Source organism: Streptomyces sp. NPDC052042 (genome assembly GCF_044548345.1).
Taxonomy (GTDB): Bacteria; Actinomycetota; Actinomycetes; order Streptomycetales; family Streptomycetaceae; genus Streptomyces.
Genome location: NZ_JBIUBU010000008.1, coordinates 230886 through 256536 on the forward strand (window position 1 = coordinate 230886; position 25651 = coordinate 256536).

Genomic DNA, 25651 nt, shown 5'->3' on the forward strand with positions numbered 1-25651 from the left:
CGCGCCGGGCACCGGCCGGCCGATGACGAACGACGCCGCGCCCGGTGGGGCGCGGTGTCGGTGCCGGTGTCGCGGGTCAGACCTCCAGGCCGGCCTCGATCCGCTTCAGCTGATGGCGGGCCATCGCCAGGTTGGCGCGGCCCGAGTCCAGCACCAGGTAGAGGAACAGACCGCTGTTGCCACGGGCCGTGAGCGGCCGGATCAGGTGGTACTGGGAGCCGAGGGTGATCAGGATGTCCTCGATCTCGTCCTGGAGGCCGAGGTGTTCCATGGTGCGGAGCTTGGCGCGTATGACATCCGTGTTGCCCGCTGCGGCGACCTCCAGGTTGAAGTCCTTGCCGCCGCCGAGGGTGCCCAGCGCCATTCCGCTGGTGTAGTCGACGAGTGCGACGCCGAGGGTGCCCTCGATGGACGACATTGCTTCCTTGAGGGACGCTTCGGTGTTCGCCATGTGTGCTTGTTTCCTTTCCTGACCGGCCGGGTCGGCCGGATCGCTGGGTTGTCTCCGGGGTTGCCGATGTCACATACGGCGTGGCAACGGCCCCGGTTGTGGGGTCAGGTGGTCGGGGACGTGGGCCTGCGGCACCGGGTGCGCGGCGCGTTCGAGCGCGGTGTCGACGAGTTCGCCGATCAGGGTGCCCGCCCGGCGGCCCTCCAGATGGAGCCGGCCGACGTTGATCCGGTCCTCGGCCAGCAGCGTGAGGACGGCCGAGGACCCGGCGGCGTACGTGGCGATGTAGCCGCTCTCGCCGCGTACGAGAAGTTCACGGAAGCCGTTCCGGCCGGTCGCGTCCGTCAGCCGGACCGCCACCCCGAGCGCGGCCGCGGTCAGTGCGGCGACTCCCTCGGCCTCCACGCCCGGGGTGTCATGGGCCAGGACGAGTCCGTCGGTGCTGGCCGCCAGGGCGCCGGAGAGGAGTGGGACCCGCGCCCGTAGACGTTGGAGCTCGGCCAGGACACCCCGCACTTCGGCCTCGGGCACCATCGGCTGTCTCCTCCCGGCACGCTGTCTGAGCGCGCGTATCACAGGGCCTCCAATGCGTCCCGGAGCCGGTACAGCAGGGCGACGTCGGGGTCGGCCGCGACCTCGGGAAGCGTGATCCGGCCGGGGGAGGCCGAGGGCGGCTCCGGTACCGTTTCGACCAGTCCGGCGGCGGCCAGGCGCCGCAGTCCCACCAGGACGTGGAACGCCGAACCGCCCAGCTCCTGGGCGATGTCCGACGCGGTGCGCACCCCGTCCACGAGATCGAGCACGCGGCGCCGGGCCGGCGGAACGGGGGCGTCGACCGGACGGGGCGTCCGGACGAGCGGTGCGCTGTCGGTCTCCGTTTCTGGCCAGATCCGGTCCAGCAGCTCCCGGCGCCGGAACGTCTCGCGCTGCACGGCATCGACGGGGACGGGCCGGACGGGGCCGATCCAGTGGGAGACCCCGTAACGGAAGCGGGCCGGGTTCCGGGTGGGGGCCAGTGCGAAGAACGCCGCGTCGTACAGCGCGCCCAGGTGGCACAGCTCCAGCGCCCCGCCCGGCACGCTCCCGCTGTCCACCAGGTAACGGGCGACCTGCTGCTCGGCGCCCGCCTGGGCGACCGCCTCCCACCAGCCGCCGGGGTGCAGGACGCCGCCCCTGGTGAGCAGGACGTCGATGCCGGGCGTCAGCGGACTCTCGGCGTGCACCACCCGGCCCTCGGTGACGTAGAGGGTGCCGCCGTCGCGTATCAGGGCGCCGGTGGCGCGCTCGGCGGCGAGGCGCTCCAGCATCGGGGAGAGGGGCGGGAGCGGGGCGGACGTGGTCGCCCTCATGCCAGGACCAGCCGCTCGGCCGTTTCGCCCAGCCGTATGCGGGCGAGGGCCAGATTGCCCTCCGCGCGGTCGAGCCAGAGGTGGACGACGACGCTGCTGTCGAAGGTGGTCTCGACGAAACGGAGGATGTGGTACCCGGCGCGGGTGGTGACGATGACGTCCTCGACCGGGGACGACGGCCGGTCGGCCGCCCCGTACGGCTCCGCGGCCGACGGCCCCGTGGCCTCTGCCGCGAAGGCGGGCTGCTCGGCCGCCATCCGTGCGACCTCGGCCGTCTCCGCCGCGGTGGCCTCGTGGTCACCGTTGGGCGATTCGCCGATGGTGCCGAGCGCGAGGCCGCTCGTCCAGTCGACCACCGCGGCGCCGCGGGCACCGGGCAGCCTCATGACCTCGAGCAGGCACTCGTCGATTCCTGGCACGCGCCCTTTCCCTTCCGACGTGACGTACAGCTGTGACCCTGAGACTACGCAACGTACTTGTGCATTTTCTACACGCATATGCGCAAGGGGGGCCTCCGAGGGGCTGTTGACTACGAGTATTCAGAACATCAGGATGTGAATAGAAGAGTTACAGTCGCGAGGAGGCGTCGCCATGTCAGGACCCCGACCGGTACGGGCACCGCGCGGTACGGAGCTGAGCGCCCTGGGATGGCAGCAGGAGGCCGCCCTCCGGATGCTCCAGAACAACCTGGACCCCGAGGTCGCCGAGCACCCCGACAGGCTCGTCGTCTACGGCGGCACCGGCAAGGCGGCCCGCGACTGGCGCTCCTTCGACGCGATGGTGCGCACGCTGCGGACGCTCAAGCAGGACGAGACGATGCTCGTCCAGTCCGGGCGTCCGGTCGGTGTCATGCAGACGCACGAGTGGGCGCCGCGCGTGCTGATCGCCAACTCCAACCTGGTGGGCGACTGGGCTAACTGGGAGGAGTTCCGCCGCCTGGAGGCGCTCGGCCTCACCATGTACGGCCAGATGACCGCGGGATCGTGGATCTACATCGGCACCCAGGGCATCCTCCAGGGCACCTACGAGACCTTCGCCGCCGTCGCCGCCAAGAAGTTCGGCGGGACGCTGGCCGGAACCATCACGCTCACCGCCGGACTCGGCGGCATGGGGGGCGCCCAGCCGCTCGCCGTGACCATGAACGACGGCGTGGTGATCTGCGTCGACTGCGACCCGCGCGCCATCGAGCGCCGGATCGGGCACCGCTACCTGGACGTGCGCGCCGACTCCGTCGAACACGCGCTCCAGCTGGCCGTCGAGGCCCGGGACGCGCGCAGGCCGCTCTCGATCGGCCTGTTGGGCAACGCGGCCGAGGTGCTGCCGCGCATGCTCGCCGAGGGCGCCCCGATCGACATCGTCACCGACCAGACCAGCGCGCACGACCCGCTCTCCTATCTGCCGATCGGGGTCGACTTCGACGACATGGCCTCGTACGCGGCCAAGGACCCGGCGGGCTTCACCACCCGCGCCCGGGAATCGATGGCCGAGCACGTCGAGGCGATGGTCGGTTTCATGGACGCCGGGGCCGAGGTCTTCGACTACGGCAACTCGATCCGCGGCGAGGCGCAACTCGCGGGCTACGAGCGGGCGTTCGCGTTCCCCGGCTTTGTTCCGGCGTACATCCGGCCGCTCTTCTGCGAGGGCAAGGGGCCGTTCCGCTGGGCCGCGCTGTCCGGTGAGGCGTCCGACATCCACAAGACCGACCGGGCGATCCTCGACCTCTTCCCGGAGAACGAGTCGCTGCACCGCTGGATCACGATGGCCGGGGAACGCGTCCACTTCCAGGGACTGCCCGCCCGGATCTGCTGGCTCGGCTACGGCGAGCGCGACCGGGCCGGCGAGCGGTTCAACGACATGGTCGCCTCCGGCGAACTGGCCGCCCCGCTGGCGATCGGCCGCGACCACCTGGACTGCGGCTCGGTGGCCTCCCCGTACCGCGAGACCGAGGCCATGCTCGACGGTTCCGACGCGATCGCCGACTGGCCGCTGCTGAACGCCATGGTCAACGTCGCGTCCGGCGCGTCCTGGGTCTCCCTCCACCACGGCGGCGGTGTCGGCATGGGCCGCTCCATCCACGCCGGGCAGGTCACCGTCGCCGACGGCACCCCGCTGGCGGGCGAGAAAATCCGCCGGGTGCTCACCAACGACCCGGGCATGGGCGTCATCCGGCATGTCGACGCCGGATACGACATCGCGGAGTCCGTCGCCGCGGCCAAGGGCGTGCGCGTGCCGATGGCGGAGGGCGAGCAGTGAGCCGGCCGCCCGGTTCCGAGGCCGGTACGCACGGCATGGACGCGGGAGCCGACGCAGGTCCGGGGTCCGCCACGCGTACGGGCGCAGACCGGGGCGCAGGTCCGGACACGGGAGCCGGAGCCGGTCCGGGGCCCTTCACACGCACGAGCGCGGGCACGGGCACGGAGACGCGCGAGGCCGTGACGCGGGCGCCGGGCCCGGTCCCGGGCAGCGCCTCGTCCTTCCACGCCATGTGGCGCGAGCTTCTCCCGATCGGCCGGCACCCGGAGAGCGGCGGCTACCGCCGCTACGCCTGGACCGGCGCCGATACCGAGTGCCGTGCCTGGTTCCGCGCCCAGGCCGAGGCACGCGGGTTCACCTACGAGGTCGACCGGAACGGCAACCAGTGGGCCTGGCTCGGCGACCCCCTGGCCGGGGACGCCGTCGTCACCGGGTCGCACCTCGACTCCGTGCCGGACGGCGGTGCCTTCGACGGACCGCTCGGCGTCATCTCCTCCTTCGCCGCGCTCGACGAACTCCGGCGCAGGGGAGCAGCGTTCACCCGCCCGCTGGCCCTCACCAACTTCGGCGACGAGGAAGGGGCCCGCTTCGGCCTCGCCTGCGTGGGCTCCCGTCTCACCGCCGGGCAGCTGACCGTCGAGGCGGCGCACCGGCTCCGCGACGGCGACGGCATCACCCTGCCGCAGGCCATGGAGGCGGCCGGATACGACCCGGACGCCATCGGCCCCGACCCCGAACGGCTCGGCCGTATCGGCGCGTTCGTCGAACTCCACGTGGAGCAGGGGCGCGCCCTCGACCTCACCGGCGACCCGGTCGGTATCGCCTCCGCGATCTGGCCGCACGGGCGCTGGCGGTTCGACTTCCGGGGCGAGGCCAACCACGCCGGCACCACCGGGCTGGCCGACCGGCGCGACCCGATGCTCACCTACGCCGAGACCGTGCTCGCCGCCCGCCGCGAGGCGGAACTCGCCGGAGCCGTCGCCACCTTCGGCAAGGTCGCCGTCGAACCGAACGGGGTCAACGCCATCCCCTCCCTCGTCCGCGGCTGGCTCGACTCCCGTGCCGCCGACCAGGACCGCCTGGACACGGTGGTCAGCGGTATCGAGCGCGCCGCCCGGGAACACGCCGAGCGGGCCGGTGTCGATCTCGACGTCGTACGCGAGTCCTTCACGCCCGTCGTGGAGTTCGAGCACGCCCTGCGTGACGAGATCGGCAAGATCCTCACGGAGCGGGGTGGCACGGGGCACGCCGCCGGGCGCTCCGTACCCGTGCTCGGGACCGGCGCCGGACACGACGCGGGTATTTTGTCCGCTTCGGTTCCGACCGCCATGCTGTTCGTACGGAACCCCACCGGGATCTCGCACTCGCCGGCCGAGCACGCCGCCGAGGACGACTGCGTGGCCGGGGTGATCGCACTCGCCGACGTACTGGAGGGTCTCGCGTGCCGCTGACGACACGGCCGAAGCAGCCGACGGGCGGGCCCGTCACCGAGACGTACTGGCTGTCCCACGCCTGGCTCGGCACCCATGTCGAGCCGGACATCGCGCTGGACGTGGCCGGCGGGGTCGTCGCAAGCGTGCGCACCGGTGTCACCGCCCCGCCGCCCGGCGCCACCGTGCTGCGCGGGCTCACCCTCCCCGGGCTCGCCAACACCCACTCGCACGCCTTCCACCGCGCTCTGCGCTCCACCGTCCAGGTCGGTTCCGGCACCTTCTGGACCTGGCGCGAGATCATGTACCAGGTCGCCTCCCGGCTCACCCCCGACTCGTACTACGACCTGGCCCGCGCCGTGTACGCCGAGATGGCCCTGGCCGGCATCACCGCCGTCGGTGAATTCCACTATCTGCACCACGCGCCGGGCGGCACCCGCTACGACAACCCCAACGCGATGGGGGAGGCGCTGATCGCGGCGGCGGGCGAGGCCGGTATCCGGATCACCCTGCTGGACACCGCGTACCTCGCCGCCGGGTTCGGCGACGGGCCCGAACGGTACCGGCAGCCCGACCCGCACCAGCTGCGGTTCTCCGACACCAGCGCGGACGCCTGGGCCGAACGCGCCGCTCTCCTCAAGGGCGGCGACCACGCCCTGATCGGAGCGGCCGTCCACTCCGTGCGCGCCGTCCCCGCCGGGCAGCTCGCCACCGTGGCCGCCTGGGCCGAGGAACGGCGTGCTCCGCTCCATGTCCACCTCTCCGAACAGCCCGCGGAGAACGAGGCATGCCTCGCCACCCACGGCCGCACCCCCACCCGGCTCCTCGCCGACCACGGGGTGCTCGGCCCCCGTACCACCGGCATCCACAACACCCACCTCACCGCCGAGGACATCTCGCTCCTCGGCTCCTCTGCCACCGGCACCTGCATGTGCCCGACCACGGAACGCGACCTCGCCGACGGAATCGGCCCGGCCGTCGCCCTGCAACGGGCCGGTTCGCCACTCTCCCTCGGCAGCGACAGCCACGCCGTGATCGACCTCTTCGAGGAGGCCAGGGCGATGGAACTCGACGAGCGCCTGCGCACCCGGACCCGCGGCCACTGGACGGCGGCGGCCCTGCTGCGCGCGGCGACCGCCGACGGGCACGCCGCGCTCGGCCGCCCCGAGGCGGGCATCCTGGAACCAGGTGCCCCCGCCGATCTCACGACCGTCGCGCTGGATTCCGTCAGAACGGCGGGGCCGGCGCCACGACTGGCCGCCGAGACGGTCGTATTCGCCGCCTCCGCCGCTGATGTGCGGCACACGGTCGTGGCAGGCCGGCACATCGTCCGCGACGGGCACCACACGCTGGTCGAGGACGTGCCCGGAGCACTCGCCTCGGCGATCTCCGCACTGCACCGCTGAGCCCGGCGGCCTTTGGGCCGCCGCCGTCCCCAAAGCCGTCGACCGGTCCCAGGCCGTCACCCCCGGGACCGCCGTACCACCCGGACACCCGGGCGGCTCCGGAACCGCCGACGGGCCCGGGGCCGTCACCCCCGGGAGCCGCCGAGGCCCCCGGGCCGCTGTTCTCGGGGGCGGCGGCTCCCCCCGGACCGCCACCGCCCCCGGGACCGCCCCGCGGGCCGCCCTCCGTGCCCGTCGGCCGGATGCGCCGCGCGGCCCCCCGCGATCCCGGCACATCCCCCGACGAGCCGACCCGCACCCCCATACAGAAGGAGAGCAGTCGCCCGATGACGACGACCGCCATCACCAACATCGCCGGCCTGGTCACCAACGACCCCTCCCTCGGTACGGATTCCCCCCTGGGCCTGATCCGGGACGCGGCCGTCGTCATCGACGGCGACCGCGTCGTCTGGACCGGTGAATCAAGCAAAGCACCCACCACTGACAACGCCGTCGACGCGGGCGGCCGGGCCATGATCCCCGGCTTCGTCGACTCCCACTCCCACCTCGTGTTCGCGGGCGACCGCACCGAGGAGTTCAACGCCCGGATGTCCGGCCGTCCGTACAGCGCGGGCGGCATCAGGACCACGGTCGCCGCCACCCGCGCCGCCACCGACGACGAACTCTCCGCCAACGTCGCCCGCTACCTCGCCGAGGCGCTGCGCCAGGGCACCACCACCTTCGAGACCAAGTCCGGCTACGGCCTCACGGTCGAGGACGAGGCCCGCGCCCTGCGCATCGCCGCCCGGCACACCGACGAGGTCACCTTCCTCGGAGCCCACGTCGTCCCCTCGGAATACGCCGACGACCCGGCCGGCTACGTCGACCTGGTCACCGGGGCGATGCTCGACGCCTGCGCCCCGCACGCCCGCTGGGTCGACGTCTTCTGCGAGAAGGGCGCCTTCGACGGCGACCAGGCCCGTGCCGTGCTCACCGCAGGCCGGGCCAGGGGCCTGCACCCCCGCGTCCACGCCAACCAGCTGGGGCACGGCCCCGGAGTCCAGCTCGCCGTCGAACTCGACGCCGCCTCCGCCGACCACTGCACCCATCTCACCGACGCGGACATCGACGCCCTCGCCCAGGGGAACACCGTCGCCACGCTGCTTCCCGGCGCCGAGTTCTCCACCCGCGCCACCTGGCCGGACGCCCGTCGGCTCCTCGACGCGGGGGCCACCGTCGCGCTCTCCACCGACTGCAACCCCGGCTCCTCGTTCACGTCGTCGCTGCCCTTCTGCATCGCCCTCGCCGTACGCGACATGGGGATGACCCCGGACGAGGCCGTCTGGTCCGCCACCGCGGGCGGAGCGGCGGCGCTGCGGCGTACGGACATCGGCCGCATCGCCCCCGGTGCCCGTGCCGACCTGGTCCTCCTCGACGCCCCCAGCCATGTCCACCTCGCCTACCGGCCGGGGGTCCCGCTGACCCACGCCGTCTGGCGCCACGGCGAACGCGTCGTCTGAGCCGGAGGACCCCGAGCCACCGGAAGGACCCGAGCGGTCCGCGACGATCACACCGCGCCGGGCCACCCAGGAACCGAGTCGTCCGCGACGACCACCTCGCGCCCCGGTCCGGGCTCCTCGGCCCGGGGCCTCCGGCCCGAGCCGACCGGGGACCCGTCCGAAGCCCGGGTGGCCCGTTCGAAGCCGGGCCGCCCCGGGGCCGGGGGCCGCTGTCCGTCGGCGAACGCAGTCCGCGTCGGAGGGCGGTGGCTGGTGCCCGGGGCGGACATGCGGAAGGACCCGCCCGTTGCCGGGACGGGTCCTTCCGCAAGGGGGCCGCGATGCGTCGCGCGGGGGCGCGAGCGCCGCGTACGCGAAACGCGCCCGCTCATTCCTCCAGCGTCAAGCCTTTCCGTAGCCTGGTCAGCGTGCGGGAGAGCAGGCGCGACACATGCATCTGGGAGATGCCCAGTTCGTCGCCGATCTCCGACTGCGTCATGTTGGCGACGAATCGGAGCGAGAGGATCCGGCGGTCGCGGCACGGCAGCGAGGCGATCAGCGGTTTCAGGGACTCGACGTACTCGATGCCCTCCAGCCCGTGGTCCTCATAGCCGATGCGGTCCGCCAGCGCACCCTCGTGCTCGTCCTCCTCCGGCTTGGCGTCCAGCGAGCTCGCGGTGTACGCGTTGCTCGCGGCCATGCCCTCGACGACCTCGTCGTGGGTGATGCCGAGGCGGTCGGCGAGTTCGCCCACGGTGGGCGAACGATCCAGCTGCTGGGCGAGCTCGTCGCCCGCCTTGGCCAGGTCGAGCCGCAGCTCCTGAAGGCGGCGCGGTACGCGCACGGACCAACTGGTGTCGCGGAAGAAGCGCTTGATCTCACCGACGATGGTCGGCATCGCGAAGGTCGGGAACTCCACGCCCCGGCTGAGCTCGAAGCGGTCGATCGCCTTGATCAGGCCGATGGTGCCGACCTGGATGATGTCCTCCATCGGTTCGCTGCGGGAGCGGAACCGGGAGGCGGCGAACTTGACCAGCGCCAGGTTCAGTTCGACGAGGGTGTTGCGGACGTACGAGTACTCGTGGGTGCCCTCTTCGAGGGATTCGAGCCGCTCGAAGAGCGTCTTCGACAGGGCCCTGGCATCCAGAGGCTCCACCTCGTCGTACGGCGGGATCTCGGGAAGTCCTTCGAGAGCGTCGGTGACGTGGTGCGGAGCGGCGGACCGGTGGTCGACGCGGTCGGTTCCGCTGCCGTCGACGGCATCCGTGGTGATGCCGGTGGTGCTGTTGCGCGCGCCGTCTGCGGCGATCGCGGCAGGGGAGTCTGAGGGGGTCAGTCCCACAGAAGGTGCTGACGTCGCGTCGGGGGTACGCGGTTCGTCGAGCCGGGGTGACATGGTCTCCTCCATCGTTCTCGGCATATGGCTGCCGATGCCCATACGTGTTCCTGCGGTGAAGCGGCGCCTCCGAAGCCGTTCGTGTTTTGGGTGTCTCTCTACCCTTACCCGGTTCGGAGAGAGAGTTACAAGCGCCAATTGATGCTATATGTCCGAATTGTTGGGGTCTTCGGCTACCACGTGGCGTACGGAACGCGTACTGTTTCAAGGGCGTCGGCGACGACCAGGACGAATCCGTGCGCCCGCAGACACGCGGAGGTGCACGGAGCACGATGCGCGGAGACCACGCGGAGATGCGGTGGTGGCCGTGGGCAGCGACGGACGGCGAAGAGGGACGGGCATGGACCGCGGGACGGTCGGCAGTGCGAACCGGGGTCGGCTTCAAGTCGAGACCCGCACCGAGGGAATCAGTGAGGTCGTGACGCCGGTGGGTGAGTTGGATCACCATACGGCCGATCTCTTGAGAGAGCCTCTGGAGCGTGCGGTCGAGGAGGGGCGAGCGCGCCTGGTCGTCGACTGTTCGCGACTCGAATTCTGTGATTCCACCGGGCTCAATGTGCTGCTCGGCGCCCGGCTCAAGGCGGAGGCGGTCGGGGGAGGGGTCCATCTGGCCGGAATGCTGCCGGTGGTGGCGAGAGTGTTCGAAATCACGGGGGCCGAGGCGGTCTTCACCGTCCACGACTCCCTGGACGCCGCGCTGGACACATGACCGCGGGGCGGGGCCGGCGAGATGTGTTCCATGACACATCCTTCCGGGGCCGGCCTTCTCGTGGCACGTTCCTTCGTGGCCCGCACCTCCACGGCCGGTTCGTCCGTGATCCGCGCCCTGGTGGCCCGCCCGTCGGCGGTCTGTTCCTCCGTGACCTGTTGGCCTGTGAGGCTTCCGCCGCCGGCGTGCCGTTCCGTGGCGCGTGTTCTGTGACGTACGCCTCCGGAACCTCGGGGGAGCCAAGTGTTGCCCGCGTCACGCGCTCCGCGTGCGCGAAAGGGGTGTTGTCACGATTCGGCCGGGCAGGAGACCCCTGACGGAGCGGTACGTGACTTCTCGTACGACACACGTGTAGGTGCCACGGCTGTGGGTGCTGTATTTCTACGTGCTGTATCTGTCTGTATCCGTACGTGCTGCAACCGCTCGTGCTCGGTACTTGTAAATGTTCGATGGCGACATGGCGAATCGGTGAGGTGAAGCGCTGATGAGCACCACCCGGCAGCAACCGCCGGGCGACCTCGGCCGCGAGTCGGAGGGCGCCGACGGGGACGCGGACGCGGACGCCGACGCGGTCTCCTCCGAATCGGCCGGGCCGCAGTGGCGCACGCTGCCGTTGCGCGGGGTCGGCGGCGTCGTGCCGACGGCTCGTGACTTCGCCCGTCAGGCGCTCCACGCGTGGGGGTGGCTCCCCGCCTCCGGCGCGGACGGGCGGGCCGCCGCCGAGGACGTCCTGCTGGTCGTCTCGGAACTCGTCACCAACGCCTGTCTGCACGCCGAGGGCCCGGAGGAGATCCGCCTCGCCTGCACGGCCAAGGTGCTGCGGGTGGAGGTCGTCGACGCGGGCGCCGGGCAGCCCGCGCCGCGCACTCCGCACCGGTCCGGACGGCCGGGCGGGCACGGCATGTTCATCGTGCAGCGCCTCTGCCTGGACTGGGGCGTGCTACGGGTACCGGGCCGCCCCGGCAAGACCGTCTGGGCGGAACTGGCGGCCCCTGCCTGATTCCCGAGCGGAGCTGATGGCCCCCGCCTGATTCCGGAACGGAACTGATGGGCCGTAAGTGATTTCGGGTGCTGCTTCCGCGGCACCGGTTCGGGGGCAGGGCTCCGGCGCCGGGGAAAGGGGGCCGGTTCCAGGAGGGGGCCGCTCCGGGGGGAGGGGTGCAAAGGCCCCCGGGCGCGAGCCGCACGTCCGCACTCGAAGAGCGCGCCGGATCGGTGCGCTCTTTGTCTTCCCTCCACAGGGCCCCCGGCGTACCTTGAGCGCTCATCTGATGTGTCGTCAGCTATGTGCGTCGAGTCGGAGACGACGCGCGACGACTTCCGGCATGAGGGGAAATCAAGGTGTCCTACCAGAAGCGAACGGCTCTCACGCTGGCGTCCGCGCTGGCGGGCACGGTGGTGCTGATGACCGCGTCCGCCGCCCACGCCACGGTCGTGGACGTCGACTACCGGTGCAAGACCCCGATCGGCGACAAGGGCGCCGTTTCTCCGATTGACATCAAGAGCGTGAAGAGCGGCGCGAGTCACCGGCTCACGCTGTCCTTCCAGAAGGGCGTCTCGTCCAGCCCCGTCGAACTCGGCAAGGGCGCGATGAACCCCAGTGCGGTGATCAAGGTGAGCGGTGCCGACCAGGGGGAGGTGCGGGTCTCCGGGCCGCCGAACGCCACGGCCATTCCTGCCAACTCCCCGATCAAAATAGGCGACCTGTCGGGAACGTACACCCCGAAGAAGAGCGGAAAGGTCGACTTCACCGCTGGTGTGCTCACCATCAAGGCGCTCGGCACGACCACGACCTGCACCCCCTCCAACGACCCCGGGCCCTCGCTCCGGCTCGACGTGACGGCGGCGGGCAATGCGTCGAACACTCCCGACGACGGCGGTCAGTTGCCGAAGACCGGGCCGCTCGACTCGGCGATGGCACTCGGCATGCTCGGCGGAACCGTGCTGCTGACCGGTGCGGCCGGGGTGCTCTGGCTGACCCGGCGGGGGCGGGGGGCCGTCGGCGCGCAGGGCGAAGCCGGTTGATCCAGCCGTCCTCGTGCACCAGGGAGCTGCCATGCCGTCGACCATCGGCCACCCCGCGCGACTCGCCGCCCTCGTACTGCTGTTGGTCTTCGTCGCCACCCCGGCGGTCGGTGCGGAGGCCCGCGCGCCGACCACATCACCGCGGGCCGCCGCCTGGACGGCGCGACCTGCGGCGAGCGGTTCGGGAGAGGGCGGGGACCGGCCGTACTTCTACCTGGAGGGTCCGCCCGGCGCCGTCCTCCAAGACCGGCTCTCCCTCACCAACCCCGGTACGGCACCGGTGGTTGTACGGCTACGGGGCGCCGACGCGTACCGCGCCGAGGACGGTGGCCGTGCGGTGCGCGGTGGCTGGAAGGCCACCGGTGCCGGCGCCTGGCTCCGGACCGCCGCCGCGAAGGTGACCGTGCCCGCCCGCACCCGCGCCGAGGTGCCGTTCTCCGTGACCGTGCCGACGGACGCGGCGCCCGGCGACCACCCCGGCGTGATCGTCGCGCAGAGCGGGGACCGCTCGGTGGACGTGCGGGTTCACCTGCGGGTCGGCGGGCCCGCGTTGGCGGCGCTCACCGTCGAGGACGTCACCGTCTCCGGGAGGGCCGTCCACTACACGCTGGTCAACCGCGGCAACACCGTCCTCGTCCCGAGGCTCGGCGTGAGCGCCGACGGGGTGTTCGGCGCACTGCTGCGGCGGGGTGACCGCACGCTGCCGGTGCGGCTGCCGCCCGGACGGAGCGTCACGCTCACCGAACCATGGCGGGACGCCCCGGCACTCGACACGGCGACCGTACGGTTGCGCGTCACGGCGGCGGGCGGCGCGCACGACGAGGCGTCGGCGCGGGCGGTCTTCGTCCCGTGGGCACCGACGGCGGGCGGAGCGGTGCTGCTCCTGACCGCGGCGGCCATGCTCGCCTCCGCCTACCGGCGGCGCCTCCGGCATCGGCACCGGCGTTCATGCCGGTCGGGCGGGACGGCGGCCACGGGTGCCGCCACCACGTCCGAGGGCGTGCCCACCACCTACGAGAACGCGACGCGCGGACGGTCTTCGCGAGGACGGGCGTCGCGCGGATGGCCCGCGAACGCTCGACAGACTTCTGGCACACGGCATGCGACGAGGACGGGAGGGGCATCGTGAGCGGACGGGCCGGACCGGCGACATCGGGGGAGCGGCGGTGGGGCGGGCGTCAGTGGGGTGCCGTGGCGCTGCTCGCGCTGCTCCCCGTCCTGCTGGCGCTTCCCACCGCTGCCGCCGCCCGAGCGAGCGGAGCGGAGGCGAAACCCGCGGTCACCCTCTCCCAGCGGCAGGCGGGCAAGGGCGGGGACATCACCGTCAAGGGCAGCGGATGGCGTCCCGGCGCCCTGCTGATGATGCTGATCTGCGGCCGGTCCACTCCGGAGCGGGGAGTCATCGGCGGGACCAACTCCTGTGCCAACGCCGAGGGCCGGGCAGTCACCACCGGAGCCGACGGCGGCTTCGCCAAGAAGATTCCGGTGGCTGAGCCGCCCGTGCCCTGCCCGTGCGTGGTGCACGTCGCCACCGTCACCGGCGAACAGGCCACCGTCGATGCCGTGTTCGTCGTGGCCGGGCACCCCGTCGCCGCGCTGCCGAAGGAGACCGGCGGCAGGCTCGCGGTACTGGCCGCCACCCGGCTGGAGGGCGACAGCGGGATCCTCACCTGGTTCGGCGCACCACCCGCCCGCCGCCTCGTCTTCACCGTCGGCAACCCGGGCACCGCCCCGGTCGAGGACCCGGTCTTCCGGATCGGCACCGCGCACGGCGTGTTCGCCCCCCAGTGGGAGGAGCGGCAGTGGCGCGGCACTGTCGGGCCGGGCGGCAGGGCGCGGATCGAGCTGCCGGTCGAACTGGCGGCGGGCGCCCACGGCGACTACCGGGTCTCGCTGGAGTACGGCGGCAAGGTGCTGGCGGAACAGCCGTGGGGGGTCGGCCGCCCCTGGGGCGTCACCCTCTTCTGGGTCCTGCTGTGTGTCGTGCTGCCGGCCGCGGTGTTCCGGATCGGCATGGCGGTCGTCGACAAGGTACGGCCCCGCTCCTCGCGCACGCCGGCTCGCTCCCGTCGGCGCCGTCCGGCGCGTACGACCGGCCCGGCCACGGGCCCGCGACGGCCGGGCCGCTCCGCGGGGCCCGGGCCGAGCCCCGCGGACGCGACCGCGTCCCCGCCCTCGCCCGCGAGCACGGCGGCGCTGCCGTGGTTCAGACCGGATTCCGCACCGTCAGGGAACACACCGACGACGAAGGGACATTCGTGAGTACCCAACGGAGAACGGTCGCGGCGGGAGTCGCGATGATGCTCGGTGGCGTTGGCATGCTGATGGCCGCGAGTCCGGCCCGGGCCGCCGACATCTCTTATCAGACGGAGTGCGCGCCCCCGCCCATCTCCGGCCTGCCGCCGGTGCAGGGGACCACCGTGGTGCGGCTGACGGCGCCCGCCGAGGCCGAGGTCGGGGACACCGTCGAGGTCGTGTGGAAGACGGTCCAGGCCGCTTCGAAGAACCCCGACATACTCGATCTGGACGAGGACACGGTCAAGCCGACCGGCACGGTCAAGCTGGGCGGAGCGGCCACCGGCACCCTGAACATGGAGGGGCCGCGGCAGAACCCGCCGATCCCGAAGAACAGCGCCATGGTGCTGCCCGACATGAAGGGCACGCTGAAGCTGGAGAAGGCCGGTGAGATCACGCTCACGCCGGACGCGTACGACATCAACGTCTCCAAGCCGCTCTCCACGGACACCAAGTGCACCCCCGAGGAGGCGGTGCAGCCGGGCGCCACCATCAAGGTCACGGACGGCGGCTCGGGCACCACCGCGGGCGGCACGACGAGTGGCACCACCAGTGGCACGACGAGTGGAACTACCAGTGGGACGTCCGGCGGCTCCACGAGCGGCACGTCCGGCGGCTCCACCACCGCGGGCGGCACGACCTCCTCCGGTGCGTCCGCCGCGGGCGGCTCCGACGGCGGCTCCACCACCTCGGGCTCCGGAGGCGGCGGCGGGCAGACGGACTTCCCCGGCAAGGAGGTCGCCGTCCGGTTCGCCTGCACGTCCCCCGGGCCCGCCGGGATCTCCTCCAAGGTGACGATCGACGCCAAGAAGAACAGCGGTGGTTACGCGCTGACGGTCCGGACCGCCAAGGGCGTGATGGACAGCCCCGCCGCGCTGCCCGCCGGTGCGCTCAAGCCCTCCATGGACGTCGCCGTCGGGGGCGCCGACAAGGGTTCGGTGAAGGTCACGGGCCCCGCCAACGCCGAACCGCTGGAGCAGGGCAAGCCGGTCGACCTGCCCGACATGACCGGCACGTACAAGCCGGGCGCCACCGGGAAGTCCACGCTCAGTCCCGGCACCCTGACGATCGACGTCACCCTGGGCGCCTCGAAGATCAGCATCCCGTGCACGGTCGAGGGCTCGGTGACCCCGTCGCTGGAACTCGACACCACGGAGCAGGAAGGCGGGGTCTCCGGCTCGGCCACCTCGGGCTCCGCGGGCTCCACCGGCACTACGTCCGGCGCCGGGGGCTCGGGCGGCGGGCTGGCGGCCACCGGGGCGGAGGACCACGGCACGCTGCGCGCGCTCGGTCTGGTCGCGGGGACGGCGATCCTGCTGGGCGGCGCCGTGTTCACCTTCACCCCGTGGCGCAGGCTGCGCGGCACCAGGTGAGCCGGTCCGGGGCACGGGCGTGACCGTCGCAGGTGCGACCGCGTGACCCCGTGACCGCGTCGCGGCGGTGCGGGAGCCGTCGCGGTGAACGACGAGAGGGCCGCCGCACCGGCGCCAGCGGTGCGGCGGCCCTCTCGCCGTTCAGTCGTGCCGGCCGTCGGACAGGGTTCACCGTCCGACGGCTCGCGGCCACGGTGTCAGTGCACGTCGCCCATGAGCTGCGTGACCTTCTTGCGGTACATCCAGATGGAGATACCCGCGACGAGCGCGAGGCCCGCCTCCAGGCCCACCATGCCGGTCTTGTTCAGGTTGACGCCCGCCAGGGACAGCAGGCTGGTGGTGCAGTCGCCCGCGGTGACGGCGAGGAACCAGACGCCCATCATCTGGCTCCCGTACTTCGCGGGGGCCATCTTCGTGGTGACCGACAGGCCGACCGGGGAGAGGCAGAGCTCACCGACCGTCTGCAGGAAGTAGATCGACACCAGCCACATCGGGCTGACCTTGTCACCGCCCGACGCCATGGTCAGAGGCAGCATGAAGACGAGGAAGGAGACACCGACCAGGAACAGGCCCGAGCCGAACTTGACGACCGTGCTCGGCTCCTTGCCCCGCCGGTTCAGCGCCAGCCATATCCAGGCGACGACCGGGGCCAGCGCCATGATGATGACCGGGTTGATCGTCTGGTACCAGGACGTCGGGAAGTGCAGGCCCAGCACGCTGTTCGTCGTGGAGGACTCACCGAAGAGCGAGAGCGTGGAACCGCCCTGGTCGTAGATCATCCAGAACACGGCGGCGGCGACGAAGAACCAGATGTAGCCGGACATCTTCGACTGCTCGGTCTTCGTCAGCTCGCGGTCGCGCTTGATCCGCACCAGCACGGCGACCGGGATGATCAGCCCGGCGACGGTGATCGGAACGAGCGCCCAGTTCAGCGTGTACACGTCGGTGGCGACCAGCACGCCGTAGAACACGACGGCGGCGATCAGCCACAGCAGGCCCTTGCGCAGCGTCGAACGCCGCTCCTCGACCGACAGCGGCTTTGGCACCTGGCTGCTACGGGGGCTCAGGTGGCGGGTGCCGATGAGGAACTGGACCAGGCCCAGCGCCATGCCGACCGCGGCGAGGGCGAACCCGAGGTGCCAGTTCACCTTCTCGCCGATCGTGCCGATCACCAGCGGCGCGGCGAAGGCACCGAGGTTGATGCCCATGTAGAAGACGGTGAAGCCGCCGTCGCGGCGCGGGTCCTCGGGGCCGTCGTAGAGGTGACCGACCATCGTCGAGATGTTGGCCTTCAGCAGACCGGAACCGAGCGCGACCAGTGCCAGACCGGCGAAGAACGAGCCGGAGCCCGGAAGGGCCAGCGTGAGGTGGCCCACCATGATGATCGAGGCCGCGACGGTGACCGTCCTGCGCGGTCCCCAGACCCGGTCGCCGAACCAGCCACCCGGCATGGCGAGCAGGTACACCATCGCCAAGTAGATGGAGTAGATCGCGGTGGCCGTGGTCACGCTCATGTGCAGACCGGAGCCGGAGACCAGGTACAGCGGAAGCAGGGCCCGCATGCCGTAGAAGCTGAAGCGCTCCCACATCTCCGTCATGAAGAGAGTGGCCAGGCCGCGGGGGTGGCCGAAGAAGGTCTTCTCGGATCCAGAAGTACTGGCCGGTTCCTTCGTCAGGCTGGACGCCATCGTCGTTCCTTGCGTGCTCGGGACGCGGCGCCTCGTGAGCGTGACGCGCCCGGTGGGGGGAGGTCGGCACCGACCCGGCCGAGAATCCCACCCCACGCCTGACAGGGAGCGCGTCCCGATCGCCGTACTCATCGAGGAGCCGACGGACGGGGACGGGGACCGACCGCATCGGGATCCACGCCCGGTGCGCGGGTAAGCGCTCCGAGCCCGGCCACAGGTCATTCGCTGAAGTCACGACTGGTGGGTACCAGCCGGCAGAACAAAAGAGACCCTCGGCGCTAAAAGCTGCCCAAGGGTCCTTGAGTCGTGCAACAGGCGTTTGGCCACCATACGCCACGACAGAGTCTGAAATGAAAGGACTTGAGAGATGGATCACAGGTGAGGGCAGGGTTGCGCTCTCCTATTCGAAGGTTCGCACCCGCTTTCCGGGTGGGCTCGAAGTGCTTCTCGATCACCTCACGGCACCCGCCCCGCGCGGACTACCATCACTGCATGACCCGTGTACTGCTCGCCGAGGACGACGCATCCATCTCGGAGCCACTGGCCCGTGCCCTGCGTCGGGAGGGTTACGAGGTCGAGGTCCGCGAGGACGGTCCGTCCGCTTTCGACGCCGGACTCCAGGGCGGGATCGACCTGGTCGTGCTGGACCTGGGCCTGCCCGGGATGGACGGCCTCGAAGTCGCCCGCAGGCTCCGTGCCGAGGGCCACACCGTACCGATCCTGGTGCTGACCGCCCGGGCCGATGAGGTGGACACCGTCGTCGGGCTGGACGCCGGCGCCGACGACTATGTGACCAAGCCCTTCCGCCTGGCCGAATTGCTCGCCCGGGTCCGGGCCCTGCTGCGCCGTGGCGCGGCCGAGCCCGCGCCACAGCCCGCCACCCACGGCGTCCGGATCGATGTCGAGTCGCACCGGGCGTGGATGGGTGACGAGGAACTCCAGCTCACGGCCAAGGAGTTCGACCTGCTGCGGGTCCTGGTCCGCGACGCCGGCCGGGTCGTCACCCGCGACCAGCTGATGCGCGAGGTCTGGGACACCACGTGGTGGTCGTCGACCAAAACCCTCGACATGCACATCTCCTGGCTCCGCAAGAAGCTCGGCGACGACGCGGCCAACCCCCGCTACATCGCGACGGTACGGGGCGTCGGCTTCCGCTTCGAGAAGAGCTGAAGCCCAAAAGAGCCGAAGCCCGGAAGGGCCGAGGCGAGGGCTGAAGCCACGGAAGGGCCGAAGCCCGACGGGACGGGCCGAGGCCCGCGCCGGGCGGGGCCTCGGCCCAGGTGGAGCGAGGCCCGGCCACGGAAGGGCCGAGCCGGTCCGGGAAGAACCGGCGTCGGCACGAACCGGCCCGCGCGGGTCGGACCGCGACGAGCCGCCCCCCACGACAGGCTGACCTACAGAGGCACCCATGCGCCGAAGACTGATCAACTCCACACTCGCCGTGGTGCTCGTGGTGATCGCCGTCTTCGGCGTCTCCCTCGTCATCGTCGAGAGCCGCACCATCAGCAACAGCGCCCAGGAGAGCGTCGACTCCGAGGCGCTGCGGCTGATCAGCGTCGTCGAAAGCCGGATACTGGGCGCCGAGCGGATCAACCCCGAACTGCTGGCCCAGCAGCTCTCCGGCAACCGCTACGCGCTGGTCGAGATCCCCGGCCGCGCCCCGCTCGAAGTCGGCACCCGCCCGACCGGCGGTGTGATCAGCGGCAAGGCCGCGGGCGAACACGGCGAACGCGTCACTGTCGAGGAGTCCAGCTCCGCCGTCACCCGCGAGGTCGGCCGCACCCTGGTGATCATCGGGGCGGTGGCCCTGCTGGCCATCGTGTCGGCCGTGCTCCTCGCCGTGCGCCAGGCCAACAGACTGGCCTCACCGCTGACCGATCTCGCCGAGACCGCCGAACGCCTGGGCTCCGGCGATCCGCGCCCCCGCCACAAACGGTACGGGGTGCCGGAGCTGGACCGGGTCGCCGACGTCCTGGACGCCTCGGCCGAGCGGATCGCCCGGATGCTGACGGCGGAACGCCGACTGGCGGCGGACGCCTCCCACCAGCTCCGCACGCCGCTGACCGCGCTCTCCATGAGGATCGAGGAGATCTCCGCCACCGACGACCTGGAGACGGTGAGGGAGGAGGCGAACATCGCCCTCACCCAGGTCGAGCGGCTCACCGACGTGGTGGAACGGCTGCTGACCAACGCCCGCGACCCACGTACCGGTTCGGCCGTCGTCTTCGATCTCGACGAGGTCGTCAAGCAGCAGATCGAGGAGTGGCGCCCGGCCTACCGGAGCGAGGGCCGCGCCATCGTCCGGTCGGGGAAGCAGGGGCTGCGGGCCATTGGCACCCCGGGCGCGGTCGCCCAGGTGCTGGCCGCCCTGATCGAGAACTCGCTGATGCACGGCGGCGGCACGGTCGCGCTGCGCACCCGCGTCACCGGAAACCAGGTGGTCATCGAGGTCACGGACGAGGGCCCGGGTGTGCCACCCGACCTGGGCGCCCGGATCTTCGAGCGGACGATCAGCGGCCGCAACTCCACCGGCATCGGCCTCGCCGTGGCGCGGGACCTCGCGGAGGCGGACGGCGGACGGCTCGAACTGCTCCAGCAGCAGCCGCCGGTCTTCGCACTGTTCCTCAGCCGGGTGGCCCTGAAGAAGCAGGAGCCGGAACGCCCGGTGCGATGAGCGCGGGGGGAACGAGGGCGTAGTTTGGTCGGTGCACGATCTCAGTGGTGCACCGACTCCGTGTCGACACGCGACGCCTGTTCGGAGCGCCGCTCCTGTCTCAGGAACCCCTCCAGGCCCTCCGCGCTCAGCACGGGTTCCGGCGCGGGAAGCGCCTTGAAGACCCACGTCCGGTAGGACCAGAAGCGGAACAGGGTCGCGACGCCGATGCCGAGGATCTTGAAGACATTGCTCTGGACGGGGGTGTTCCAGCCGAAGCCGTATGTCGCCATGTAGAGCACACCGGTCTCGATGACCGCACCCACTCCGCTGAACAGTAGGAACAGCGTCAGTTCCCGGGTCCGTCCGGTCTTGTCGCGGTCCCGGTACGTCCAGTAGCGGAAGCCCAGGTAGTTGAAGAGGATGGCGACGAACGTGGCCAGCAGACCGGCCCGCACCACCTGGAGGTCCGTGGTCCGCCACAGCAGGTTCGACACCGCGATGTTGACCACGAGACCGAACGCGCCGACCGTGCCGAACTTGGCGACCTCCCGGGCCAGCTGATCCAGCCGGGTTCGCAATGCGCCCCGTTCGCTCATGGTGATCGCTCAGCCCGTCTGTCGGTTACGTCAACCCGGTCATGCTAGCGACCCCTTTCACGGGGCGCCCGACGGTGCCCGGACAGGGGTGGCCGGATCGGGTCGGAGACGGGGTCGGCGGGAGGGCGTGCACGGCCCGCGACCACCGTCGCGGGCCGTCGTCGGGCGACCGCCGGGGCGCCGGATACCCTGGACGGGTGACGTTCCCGGTAGTCGGCATGGTCGGCGGCGGTCAGCTCGCCCGTATGACCCACGAGGCGGGCATCCCCCTCGGCATCAGGTTCAAGCTCCTCAGTGACACTCCACAGGACTCGGCGGCCCAGGTGGTGAACGAAGTCGTCGTCGGCGACTATCGCGACCTGGAGACGCTGCGCGCCTTCGCGCGTGGCTGCGACGTGATCACCTTCGATCACGAGCACGTACCGACCGAACACCTGCGGGCCCTGGAGGCGGACGGCATACCCGTGCGGCCGGGCCCCGGCGCGCTGGTGCACGCCCAGGACAAGGGTGTGATGCGCGCGAAGCTCGCCGAGATCGGCGCGCCCTGCCCCCGCCACCGCATCGTGGCGGACCCGGCGGACGTCGCGGCCTTCGCGGCCGAGCTCGAAAGGGGCGGGCACGAAGTGCCCTCCGGCGGGGCCGGTGGTGGGCGACGGGCGGACGGCTTCCCCGTCGTCCTCAAGACCGTGCGCGGCGGCTACGACGGCAAGGGCGTGTGGGTGGTCCGCTCCGAGGCCGAGGCGGCCGAGCCCTTCCGGGCCGGCGTCCCGGTCCTGGCCGAGGAGAAGGTCGACTTCGTGCGGGAGCTGGCGGCCAACATCGTCCGCTCACCGCACGGCCAGGCCGTCGCCTACCCGGTCGTCGAGTCGATCCAGGTCGACGGGGTCTGCGACACGGTCATCGCCCCGGCGCCCGAGCTGGACGAGCGGCTGGCCGGCGAGGCCCAGCAGCTCGCCCTCCGGATCGCCTCCGAGCTCGGCGTCGTCGGCCACCTGGCCGTCGAACTCTTCGAGACGGCCGACGGCCGCATCCTCGTCAACGAACTCGCGATGCGCCCGCACAACTCCGGCCACTGGACCCAGGACGGCGCGATCACCTCCCAGTTCGCCAACCACGTGCGGGCCGTCCTCGACCTGCCGCTCGGCGACCCGCGCCCCCGCGCCCCCTGGACGGTCATGTGCAACGTCCTCGGCGGCGACTACCCGGACATGTACCAGGGCTACCTGCACTGCATGGCCCGCGACCCGCAGCTAAAGATCCACATGTACGGCAAGGACGTGAAGCCCGGCCGCAAGGTCGGACACGTCAACACCTACGGCGACGACCTGGCGGACGTGCGCGAGCGCGCCCGGCACGCGGCCGACTACCTGCGAGGAACGATCACCGAATGACCCCTCCCGCCACCGCCGCGCCGGTCGTCGGCGTCGTCATGGGCTCGGACTCCGACTGGCCCGTCATGGAGGCCGCGGCCAAGGTCCTCGACGAGTTCGAGATCCCCTACGAGGTCGACGTCGTCTCCGCCCACCGCATGCCGCGCGAGATGATCGCGTACGGCGAGCAGGCGGCCGACCGGGGCCTCAAGACGATCATCGCGGGCGCGGGCGGCGCCGCCCACCTGCCCGGCATGCTCGCCTCGGTCACCCCGCTGCCGGTGATCGGGGTGCCCGTCCCGCTGAAGTACCTGGACGGCATGGACAGCCTGCTCTCCATCGTCCAGATGCCCGCCGGGGTTCCGGTCGCGACCGTCTCGGTCGGTGGCGCGCGCAACGCGGGCCTGCTCGCCGCGCGCATCCTGGCCGCCCACGACGCCGACCTGCTGGCCCGGATGCGTGAGTTCCAGCAGGAGCTCAACGACCAGGCGACGGAGAAGGGCAAACGGCTGCGCAGCAAGGTCGGTGGCGCCGACTCCTTCGGTTTCGGGAGGTAGGCGGCCGTGGAACAGCGGAGCGCAAAGGAGCGGCAGAGCGCCGGGCGGCGGCTGGAGCGGGCGCGGGAGCTCCTCGCCGAGCACCCCGTCGTCGACGGCCACAACGACCTGCCGTGGGCGCTGCGTGAGCAGGTCCAATACGACCTGGACGCCCGCGACATCGCCACCGACCAGTCCGCCCACCTGCACACCGACATTCCCCGGCTGCGTGCCGGGGGAGTCGGCGCCCAGTTCTGGTCGGTCTATGTACGGTCCGACATGGCGGGCGACGAGGCCGTCAGCGCCACCCTGGAACAGATCGACGTCGTCACCGAACTGCTGGCCCGCCACCCCGGCGACCTGCGGCGCGCCCTGACCGCCGACGACATGGAGGCGGCCCGGGCCCAGGGCCGCATCGCCTCCCTGATGGGAGCCGAGGGCGGCCACTCCATCAACAACTCGCTCGGCACCCTGCGCGCCCTTTACGCGCTCGGCGTCCGGTATATGACGCTCACCCACAACGACAACATCGCGTGGGCGGACTCGGCCACCGACGAACCGGGAGTCGGCGGTCTCTCGCCCTTCGGCCACGAGGTCGTGCGGGAGATGAACCGCACCGGCATGCTCGTCGACCTCTCGCACGTGGCGGCCACCACGATGCGCGACGCGCTCGACTCCTCCGTGGCGCCGGTGATGTTCTCGCACTCCTCCTCGCGCGCGATCTGCGACCACCCGCGCAACATCCCCGACGACGTGCTCGAACGGCTTCCGGCCAACGGCGGCATCGCCATGGCCACCTTCGTGCCGAAGTTCGTCCTGCCGGAGGCCGTCGCCTGGACCCGGGCCGCGGACGAGAACCTGCGCGCCCACGGCCTGCACCACCTCGACACCACGGCGCGGGCCATGGAGATCCACGCCGCGTTCGAGGCGGCCAACCCGCGCCCGCCGGCCACCGTGGCGACCATCGCCGACCACCTCGACCACATGCGCGAGGTCGCCGGGATCGACCACATCGGCATCGGCGGCGACTACGACGGCACGGCCTTCCTCCCGGAGGGCCTCCAGGATGTCTCCGGATATCCGAACCTGATCGCGGAACTCCTCGGCCGAGGCTGGTCCAACGCGGATCTCGCCAAGCTCACCTGGCGGAACGCGGTGCGGGTACTGCGCGACGCCGAGGCCGTGGCGCGTGACCTGAGCGCCCGCCGGGGCCCGTCGCACGCCACCATCGAGCAGTTGGACACACCGGCCCGAACCGCCTGAGCGCGGCCGGAGCCATCGAGTGCGGGGCGCCCCGGGAGGGCGCCCCGCACTCTTTTCCGCGGGTGTTCCCTCCTGTATTTCCGTGTGTGTTTCCGCATTTCCGTGTGTGTTTCCGCCTGTGGACGGATGGGCGTCAGCCCGGACACGGACCGGATGTCACCCCCTGCACAGGCAGAACGGGTGCCCCGCAGGATCCGCGTAAACACGGAAGCTCCGCTTTTGGTCCTCCGCGTCCAGCACGGTCGCACCCAGGGCGAGCACCTCACGCTCCGCGGCGTCCAGATCCGGCACGGTCAGGTCCAGGTGGAACTGCTGAGCACCGTCCTGCCCCGGCCACCGCGGCGGCACATGATCCGGTGCCGACTGGAACGCGAGCAGCGCGCCCCCGGTCCCGGTCAGCTCCACCCAGCCGTCCTGCCCCTCGACCGTGCCACCGAGCAGCCCGGCGTAGAAGCCCGCGAGCGCGACGGGGTCGGGGCAGTCCAGAACGACGGCACCCAGAGCGGCGACAGCCATGACACGTCCTCCTCGTATGCGGTTCGGTATGAGCGGTTCGGTACCGCTGAAAGCGGTCGGCCATCGAAGGTCGTTACTGCTATGGACCCTCAGTCGGTAACGGTTACTGCATGCTGCCGCAAAAGAGGTAACGTCGCAACCGTGAACGCGAAGGATTCCGCACCGTGAGCGCGAAAAACGCCGCGCCTGGCCGACTCGCGCTGATCGAGGCCCTGGTCAACACGCTGGATCTCGAAACGGGTGTGGACGCGCTCGACACGGTGGAAGGGCGTGCCGCCTTCGGCCTCGTGGAAGCGGATGTCCCGCACGCCCGTGCCCTGCGCGAGGCGCTCCGCACCGCCTGCCTCGCCCACGCGGGCCATCGCCCGGCCGAGAGCGCGGAGACCTCCGAGCTCGACCGGCTCCTCGCCGCCGCGCCCCTGCGGGTGACCGTGGACGCGGCGGGCGCGGCGACGCTGCGGCCGGTGGAGGAACCGGCCGGACTGACCGCCCGGATCGCGAACGCCGTCGCGGAGGCGGCGGCCGACGGCACCTGGGCCCGGCTCAAGGTGTGCGAGGCCGAGGACTGCCGGTGGGCGTACTACGACCGCAGCCCGGCGGGGCGGCGGCGCTGGTGCTCCATGTCGGTGTGCGGCGCCCGCGCCAAGATGCGCGCCTACCGCGCCAGGCAGGGCTGACCCCGGCCCGCTCCTACGGGCCCCGGCCCGCCCCCGACGGGCCCGGACACCGGTGTCTGACGGCGGCCGGGCGTCACACCGTACGGGGGGAGAGACAGCACGGGACTTCCGCGCGGTACGGTCCTGGTGGCCTGGTGGCCTGGTGGCCTGGTGGCCTGGTGGCCTGGTGGCCTGGTGGCCTGGT

The 25651-nt window shown here is 71.7% G+C and carries 24 protein-coding genes; 16 read left to right on the plus strand and 8 right to left on the minus strand.

What is annotated here, in order from left to right:
- Positions 1-76: 76 nt before the first annotated feature.
- From ACIHCL_RS16530 to ACIHCL_RS16545, 4 genes are all read right to left on the minus strand, one after another.
- Entirely contained in the window at positions 77-451 is a 375-nt protein-coding gene (locus ACIHCL_RS16530; protein ID WP_399862195.1) for a hypothetical protein, read from the minus strand.
- 69 nt (positions 452-520) lie between these two features.
- A complete protein-coding gene (locus tag ACIHCL_RS16535; RefSeq protein ID WP_399862197.1) occupies positions 521-985 on the minus strand; it encodes a roadblock/LC7 domain-containing protein in 465 nt (154 codons plus the stop codon).
- Positions 986-1023: 38 nt separating this feature from the next.
- Positions 1024-1800 carry a winged helix-turn-helix domain-containing protein gene (locus ACIHCL_RS16540; protein WP_399862199.1) on the minus strand — a complete coding sequence of 259 codons (777 nt, stop codon included), beginning with the start codon at positions 1798-1800 and terminating at the stop codon, positions 1024-1026.
- Positions 1797-2219, minus strand: coding sequence for a hypothetical protein (locus tag ACIHCL_RS16545; RefSeq protein ID WP_399862201.1), 423 nt, complete (start codon positions 2217-2219; stop codon positions 1797-1799). The genes ACIHCL_RS16540 and ACIHCL_RS16545 overlap by 4 nt, the downstream gene beginning before the upstream one ends.
- Positions 2220-2391: 172 nt before the next feature.
- On the opposite strand from ACIHCL_RS16545, the gene hutU reads away from it, so the two are divergent.
- The 4 genes from hutU to hutI all read left to right on the plus strand — a co-directional run bounded on the left by hutU (position 2392) and on the right by hutI (position 8388).
- Positions 2392-4053, plus strand: coding sequence for a urocanate hydratase (hutU, locus tag ACIHCL_RS16550; protein WP_399862203.1), 1662 nt, complete (start codon positions 2392-2394; stop codon positions 4051-4053).
- Positions 4054-4283: 230 nt separating this feature from the next.
- Positions 4284-5504: an allantoate amidohydrolase gene (locus ACIHCL_RS16555; protein WP_399862318.1), complete on the plus strand. Its 1221-nt coding sequence runs from the start codon at positions 4284-4286 to the stop codon at positions 5502-5504.
- A complete protein-coding gene (locus ACIHCL_RS16560) occupies positions 5495-6889 on the plus strand; it encodes a formimidoylglutamate deiminase (RefSeq protein WP_399862204.1) in 1395 nt (464 codons plus the stop codon). The genes ACIHCL_RS16555 and ACIHCL_RS16560 overlap by 10 nt, the downstream gene beginning before the upstream one ends.
- Before the next feature lie 326 nt (positions 6890-7215).
- Positions 7216-8388 carry an imidazolonepropionase gene (gene hutI, locus ACIHCL_RS16565; RefSeq protein WP_399862206.1) on the plus strand — a complete coding sequence of 391 codons (1173 nt, stop codon included), beginning with the start codon at positions 7216-7218 and terminating at the stop codon, positions 8386-8388.
- Between the two features lie 367 nt (positions 8389-8755).
- On the opposite strand, the gene ACIHCL_RS16570 is transcribed toward hutI, so the two are convergent.
- Complete coding sequence (locus ACIHCL_RS16570) at positions 8756-9763, minus strand: RNA polymerase sigma factor SigF (protein WP_399862320.1); 1008 nt, start codon at positions 9761-9763, stop codon at positions 8756-8758.
- A 340-nt stretch (positions 9764-10103) separates the two neighbouring features.
- Here ACIHCL_RS16570 and ACIHCL_RS16575 point away from each other — a divergent pair, with 340 nt between their 5' ends.
- The 6 genes from ACIHCL_RS16575 (at position 10104) to ACIHCL_RS16600 (ending at position 16165) form a co-directional block, all read left to right on the plus strand.
- Positions 10104-10472 (plus strand): STAS domain-containing protein, encoded by a 369-nt coding sequence (locus ACIHCL_RS16575; protein ID WP_399862207.1) that lies wholly within the window; start codon positions 10104-10106, stop codon positions 10470-10472.
- 484 nt (positions 10473-10956) lie between these two features.
- Positions 10957-11472, plus strand: a complete 516-nt coding sequence (locus tag ACIHCL_RS16580; protein WP_399862209.1) for an ATP-binding protein — start codon at positions 10957-10959, stop codon at positions 11470-11472.
- A gap of 341 nt (positions 11473-11813) precedes the next feature.
- Entirely contained in the window at positions 11814-12497 is a 684-nt protein-coding gene (locus tag ACIHCL_RS16585) for a peptidase (protein WP_399862211.1), read from the plus strand.
- A 31-nt stretch (positions 12498-12528) separates the two neighbouring features.
- Positions 12529-13626: a hypothetical protein gene (locus ACIHCL_RS16590; protein ID WP_399862213.1), complete on the plus strand. Its 1098-nt coding sequence runs from the start codon at positions 12529-12531 to the stop codon at positions 13624-13626.
- Entirely contained in the window at positions 13623-14759 is a 1137-nt protein-coding gene (locus tag ACIHCL_RS16595; protein ID WP_399862215.1) for a hypothetical protein, read from the plus strand. The genes ACIHCL_RS16590 and ACIHCL_RS16595 overlap by 4 nt, the downstream gene beginning before the upstream one ends.
- A gap of 38 nt (positions 14760-14797) precedes the next feature.
- Positions 14798-16165, plus strand: coding sequence for a hypothetical protein (locus ACIHCL_RS16600; RefSeq protein WP_399862322.1), 1368 nt, complete (start codon positions 14798-14800; stop codon positions 16163-16165).
- A gap of 197 nt (positions 16166-16362) precedes the next feature.
- Here ACIHCL_RS16600 and ACIHCL_RS16605 read toward each other — a convergent pair whose 3' ends face one another.
- On the minus strand, positions 16363-17853 hold the full coding sequence (locus tag ACIHCL_RS16605) for a peptide MFS transporter (protein ID WP_399862217.1): 1491 nt from the start codon (positions 17851-17853) through the stop codon (positions 16363-16365).
- A 492-nt stretch (positions 17854-18345) separates the two neighbouring features.
- Here ACIHCL_RS16605 and ACIHCL_RS16610 point away from each other — a divergent pair, with 492 nt between their 5' ends.
- Both ACIHCL_RS16610 and ACIHCL_RS16615 read left to right on the plus strand, forming a co-directional pair.
- A complete protein-coding gene (locus ACIHCL_RS16610) occupies positions 18346-19023 on the plus strand; it encodes a response regulator transcription factor (RefSeq protein WP_399862218.1) in 678 nt (225 codons plus the stop codon).
- 238 nt (positions 19024-19261) lie between these two features.
- On the plus strand, positions 19262-20527 hold the full coding sequence (locus ACIHCL_RS16615; RefSeq protein ID WP_399862220.1) for an ATP-binding protein: 1266 nt from the start codon (positions 19262-19264) through the stop codon (positions 20525-20527).
- 41 nt (positions 20528-20568) lie between these two features.
- On the opposite strand, the gene ACIHCL_RS16620 is transcribed toward ACIHCL_RS16615, so the two are convergent.
- Complete coding sequence (locus ACIHCL_RS16620; RefSeq protein WP_399862221.1) at positions 20569-21105, minus strand: GtrA family protein; 537 nt, start codon at positions 21103-21105, stop codon at positions 20569-20571.
- A 197-nt stretch (positions 21106-21302) separates the two neighbouring features.
- Between ACIHCL_RS16620 and ACIHCL_RS16625 the strand changes: the two genes are divergently transcribed.
- From ACIHCL_RS16625 to ACIHCL_RS16635, 3 genes are read left to right on the plus strand one after another with little or no spacing between them, the layout of a single operon-like run.
- Positions 21303-22496: a 5-(carboxyamino)imidazole ribonucleotide synthase gene (locus ACIHCL_RS16625; protein ID WP_399862223.1), complete on the plus strand. Its 1194-nt coding sequence runs from the start codon at positions 21303-21305 to the stop codon at positions 22494-22496.
- Complete coding sequence (gene purE / locus ACIHCL_RS16630; RefSeq protein ID WP_399862225.1) at positions 22493-23032, plus strand: 5-(carboxyamino)imidazole ribonucleotide mutase; 540 nt, start codon at positions 22493-22495, stop codon at positions 23030-23032. The genes ACIHCL_RS16625 and purE overlap by 4 nt, the downstream gene beginning before the upstream one ends.
- Before the next feature lie 6 nt (positions 23033-23038).
- Complete coding sequence (locus ACIHCL_RS16635) at positions 23039-24274, plus strand: dipeptidase (protein WP_399862227.1); 1236 nt, start codon at positions 23039-23041, stop codon at positions 24272-24274.
- Between the two features lie 156 nt (positions 24275-24430).
- Here the strand turns inward: ACIHCL_RS16635 and ACIHCL_RS16640 are convergent, their stop codons facing one another.
- The gene (locus ACIHCL_RS16640) at positions 24431-24790 is read right to left on the minus strand and encodes a VOC family protein (RefSeq protein ID WP_399862228.1); all 360 of its coding nucleotides are present in this window, start codon (positions 24788-24790) and stop codon (positions 24431-24433) included.
- Positions 24791-24954: 164 nt separating this feature from the next.
- Between ACIHCL_RS16640 and ACIHCL_RS16645 the strand changes: the two genes are divergently transcribed.
- Positions 24955-25467 carry a CGNR zinc finger domain-containing protein gene (locus tag ACIHCL_RS16645; RefSeq protein WP_399862230.1) on the plus strand — a complete coding sequence of 171 codons (513 nt, stop codon included), beginning with the start codon at positions 24955-24957 and terminating at the stop codon, positions 25465-25467.
- The last annotated feature ends 184 nt before the right edge of the window (positions 25468-25651 follow it).

Excerpts from the sequence above, each read along its gene's own strand:
- ACIHCL_RS16570 (WP_399862320.1), bottom strand. The coding sequence starts at position 9,763 with ATGTCACCCCGGCTCGACGAACCGCGTACCCCCGACGCGACGTCAGCA.
- ACIHCL_RS16530 (WP_399862195.1), bottom strand. The coding sequence starts at position 451 with ATGGCGAACACCGAAGCGTCCCTCAAGGAAGCAATGTCGTCCATCGAG.
- hutI (WP_399862206.1), top strand. The coding sequence starts at position 7,216 with ATGACGACGACCGCCATCACCAACATCGCCGGCCTGGTCACCAACGAC.
- ACIHCL_RS16600 (WP_399862322.1), top strand. The coding sequence starts at position 14,798 with ATGCTCGGTGGCGTTGGCATGCTGATGGCCGCGAGTCCGGCCCGGGCC.
- purE (WP_399862225.1), top strand. The coding sequence starts at position 22,493 with ATGACCCCTCCCGCCACCGCCGCGCCGGTCGTCGGCGTCGTCATGGGC.
- hutU (WP_399862203.1), top strand. The coding sequence starts at position 2,392 with ATGTCAGGACCCCGACCGGTACGGGCACCGCGCGGTACGGAGCTGAGC.
- ACIHCL_RS16640 (WP_399862228.1), bottom strand. The coding sequence starts at position 24,790 with ATGGCTGTCGCCGCTCTGGGTGCCGTCGTTCTGGACTGCCCCGACCCC.
- ACIHCL_RS16605 (WP_399862217.1), bottom strand. The coding sequence starts at position 17,853 with ATGGCGTCCAGCCTGACGAAGGAACCGGCCAGTACTTCTGGATCCGAG.
- ACIHCL_RS16575 (WP_399862207.1), top strand. The coding sequence starts at position 10,104 with ATGGACCGCGGGACGGTCGGCAGTGCGAACCGGGGTCGGCTTCAAGTC.
- ACIHCL_RS16535 (WP_399862197.1), bottom strand. The coding sequence starts at position 985 with ATGGTGCCCGAGGCCGAAGTGCGGGGTGTCCTGGCCGAGCTCCAACGT.
- ACIHCL_RS16540 (WP_399862199.1), bottom strand. The coding sequence starts at position 1,800 with ATGAGGGCGACCACGTCCGCCCCGCTCCCGCCCCTCTCCCCGATGCTG.
- ACIHCL_RS16590 (WP_399862213.1), top strand. The coding sequence starts at position 12,529 with ATGCCGTCGACCATCGGCCACCCCGCGCGACTCGCCGCCCTCGTACTG.
- ACIHCL_RS16610 (WP_399862218.1), top strand. The coding sequence starts at position 18,346 with ATGACCCGTGTACTGCTCGCCGAGGACGACGCATCCATCTCGGAGCCA.
- ACIHCL_RS16620 (WP_399862221.1), bottom strand. The coding sequence starts at position 21,105 with ATGAGCGAACGGGGCGCATTGCGAACCCGGCTGGATCAGCTGGCCCGG.
- ACIHCL_RS16615 (WP_399862220.1), top strand. The coding sequence starts at position 19,262 with ATGCGCCGAAGACTGATCAACTCCACACTCGCCGTGGTGCTCGTGGTG.
- ACIHCL_RS16555 (WP_399862318.1), top strand. The coding sequence starts at position 4,284 with ATGTGGCGCGAGCTTCTCCCGATCGGCCGGCACCCGGAGAGCGGCGGC.
- ACIHCL_RS16580 (WP_399862209.1), top strand. The coding sequence starts at position 10,957 with ATGAGCACCACCCGGCAGCAACCGCCGGGCGACCTCGGCCGCGAGTCG.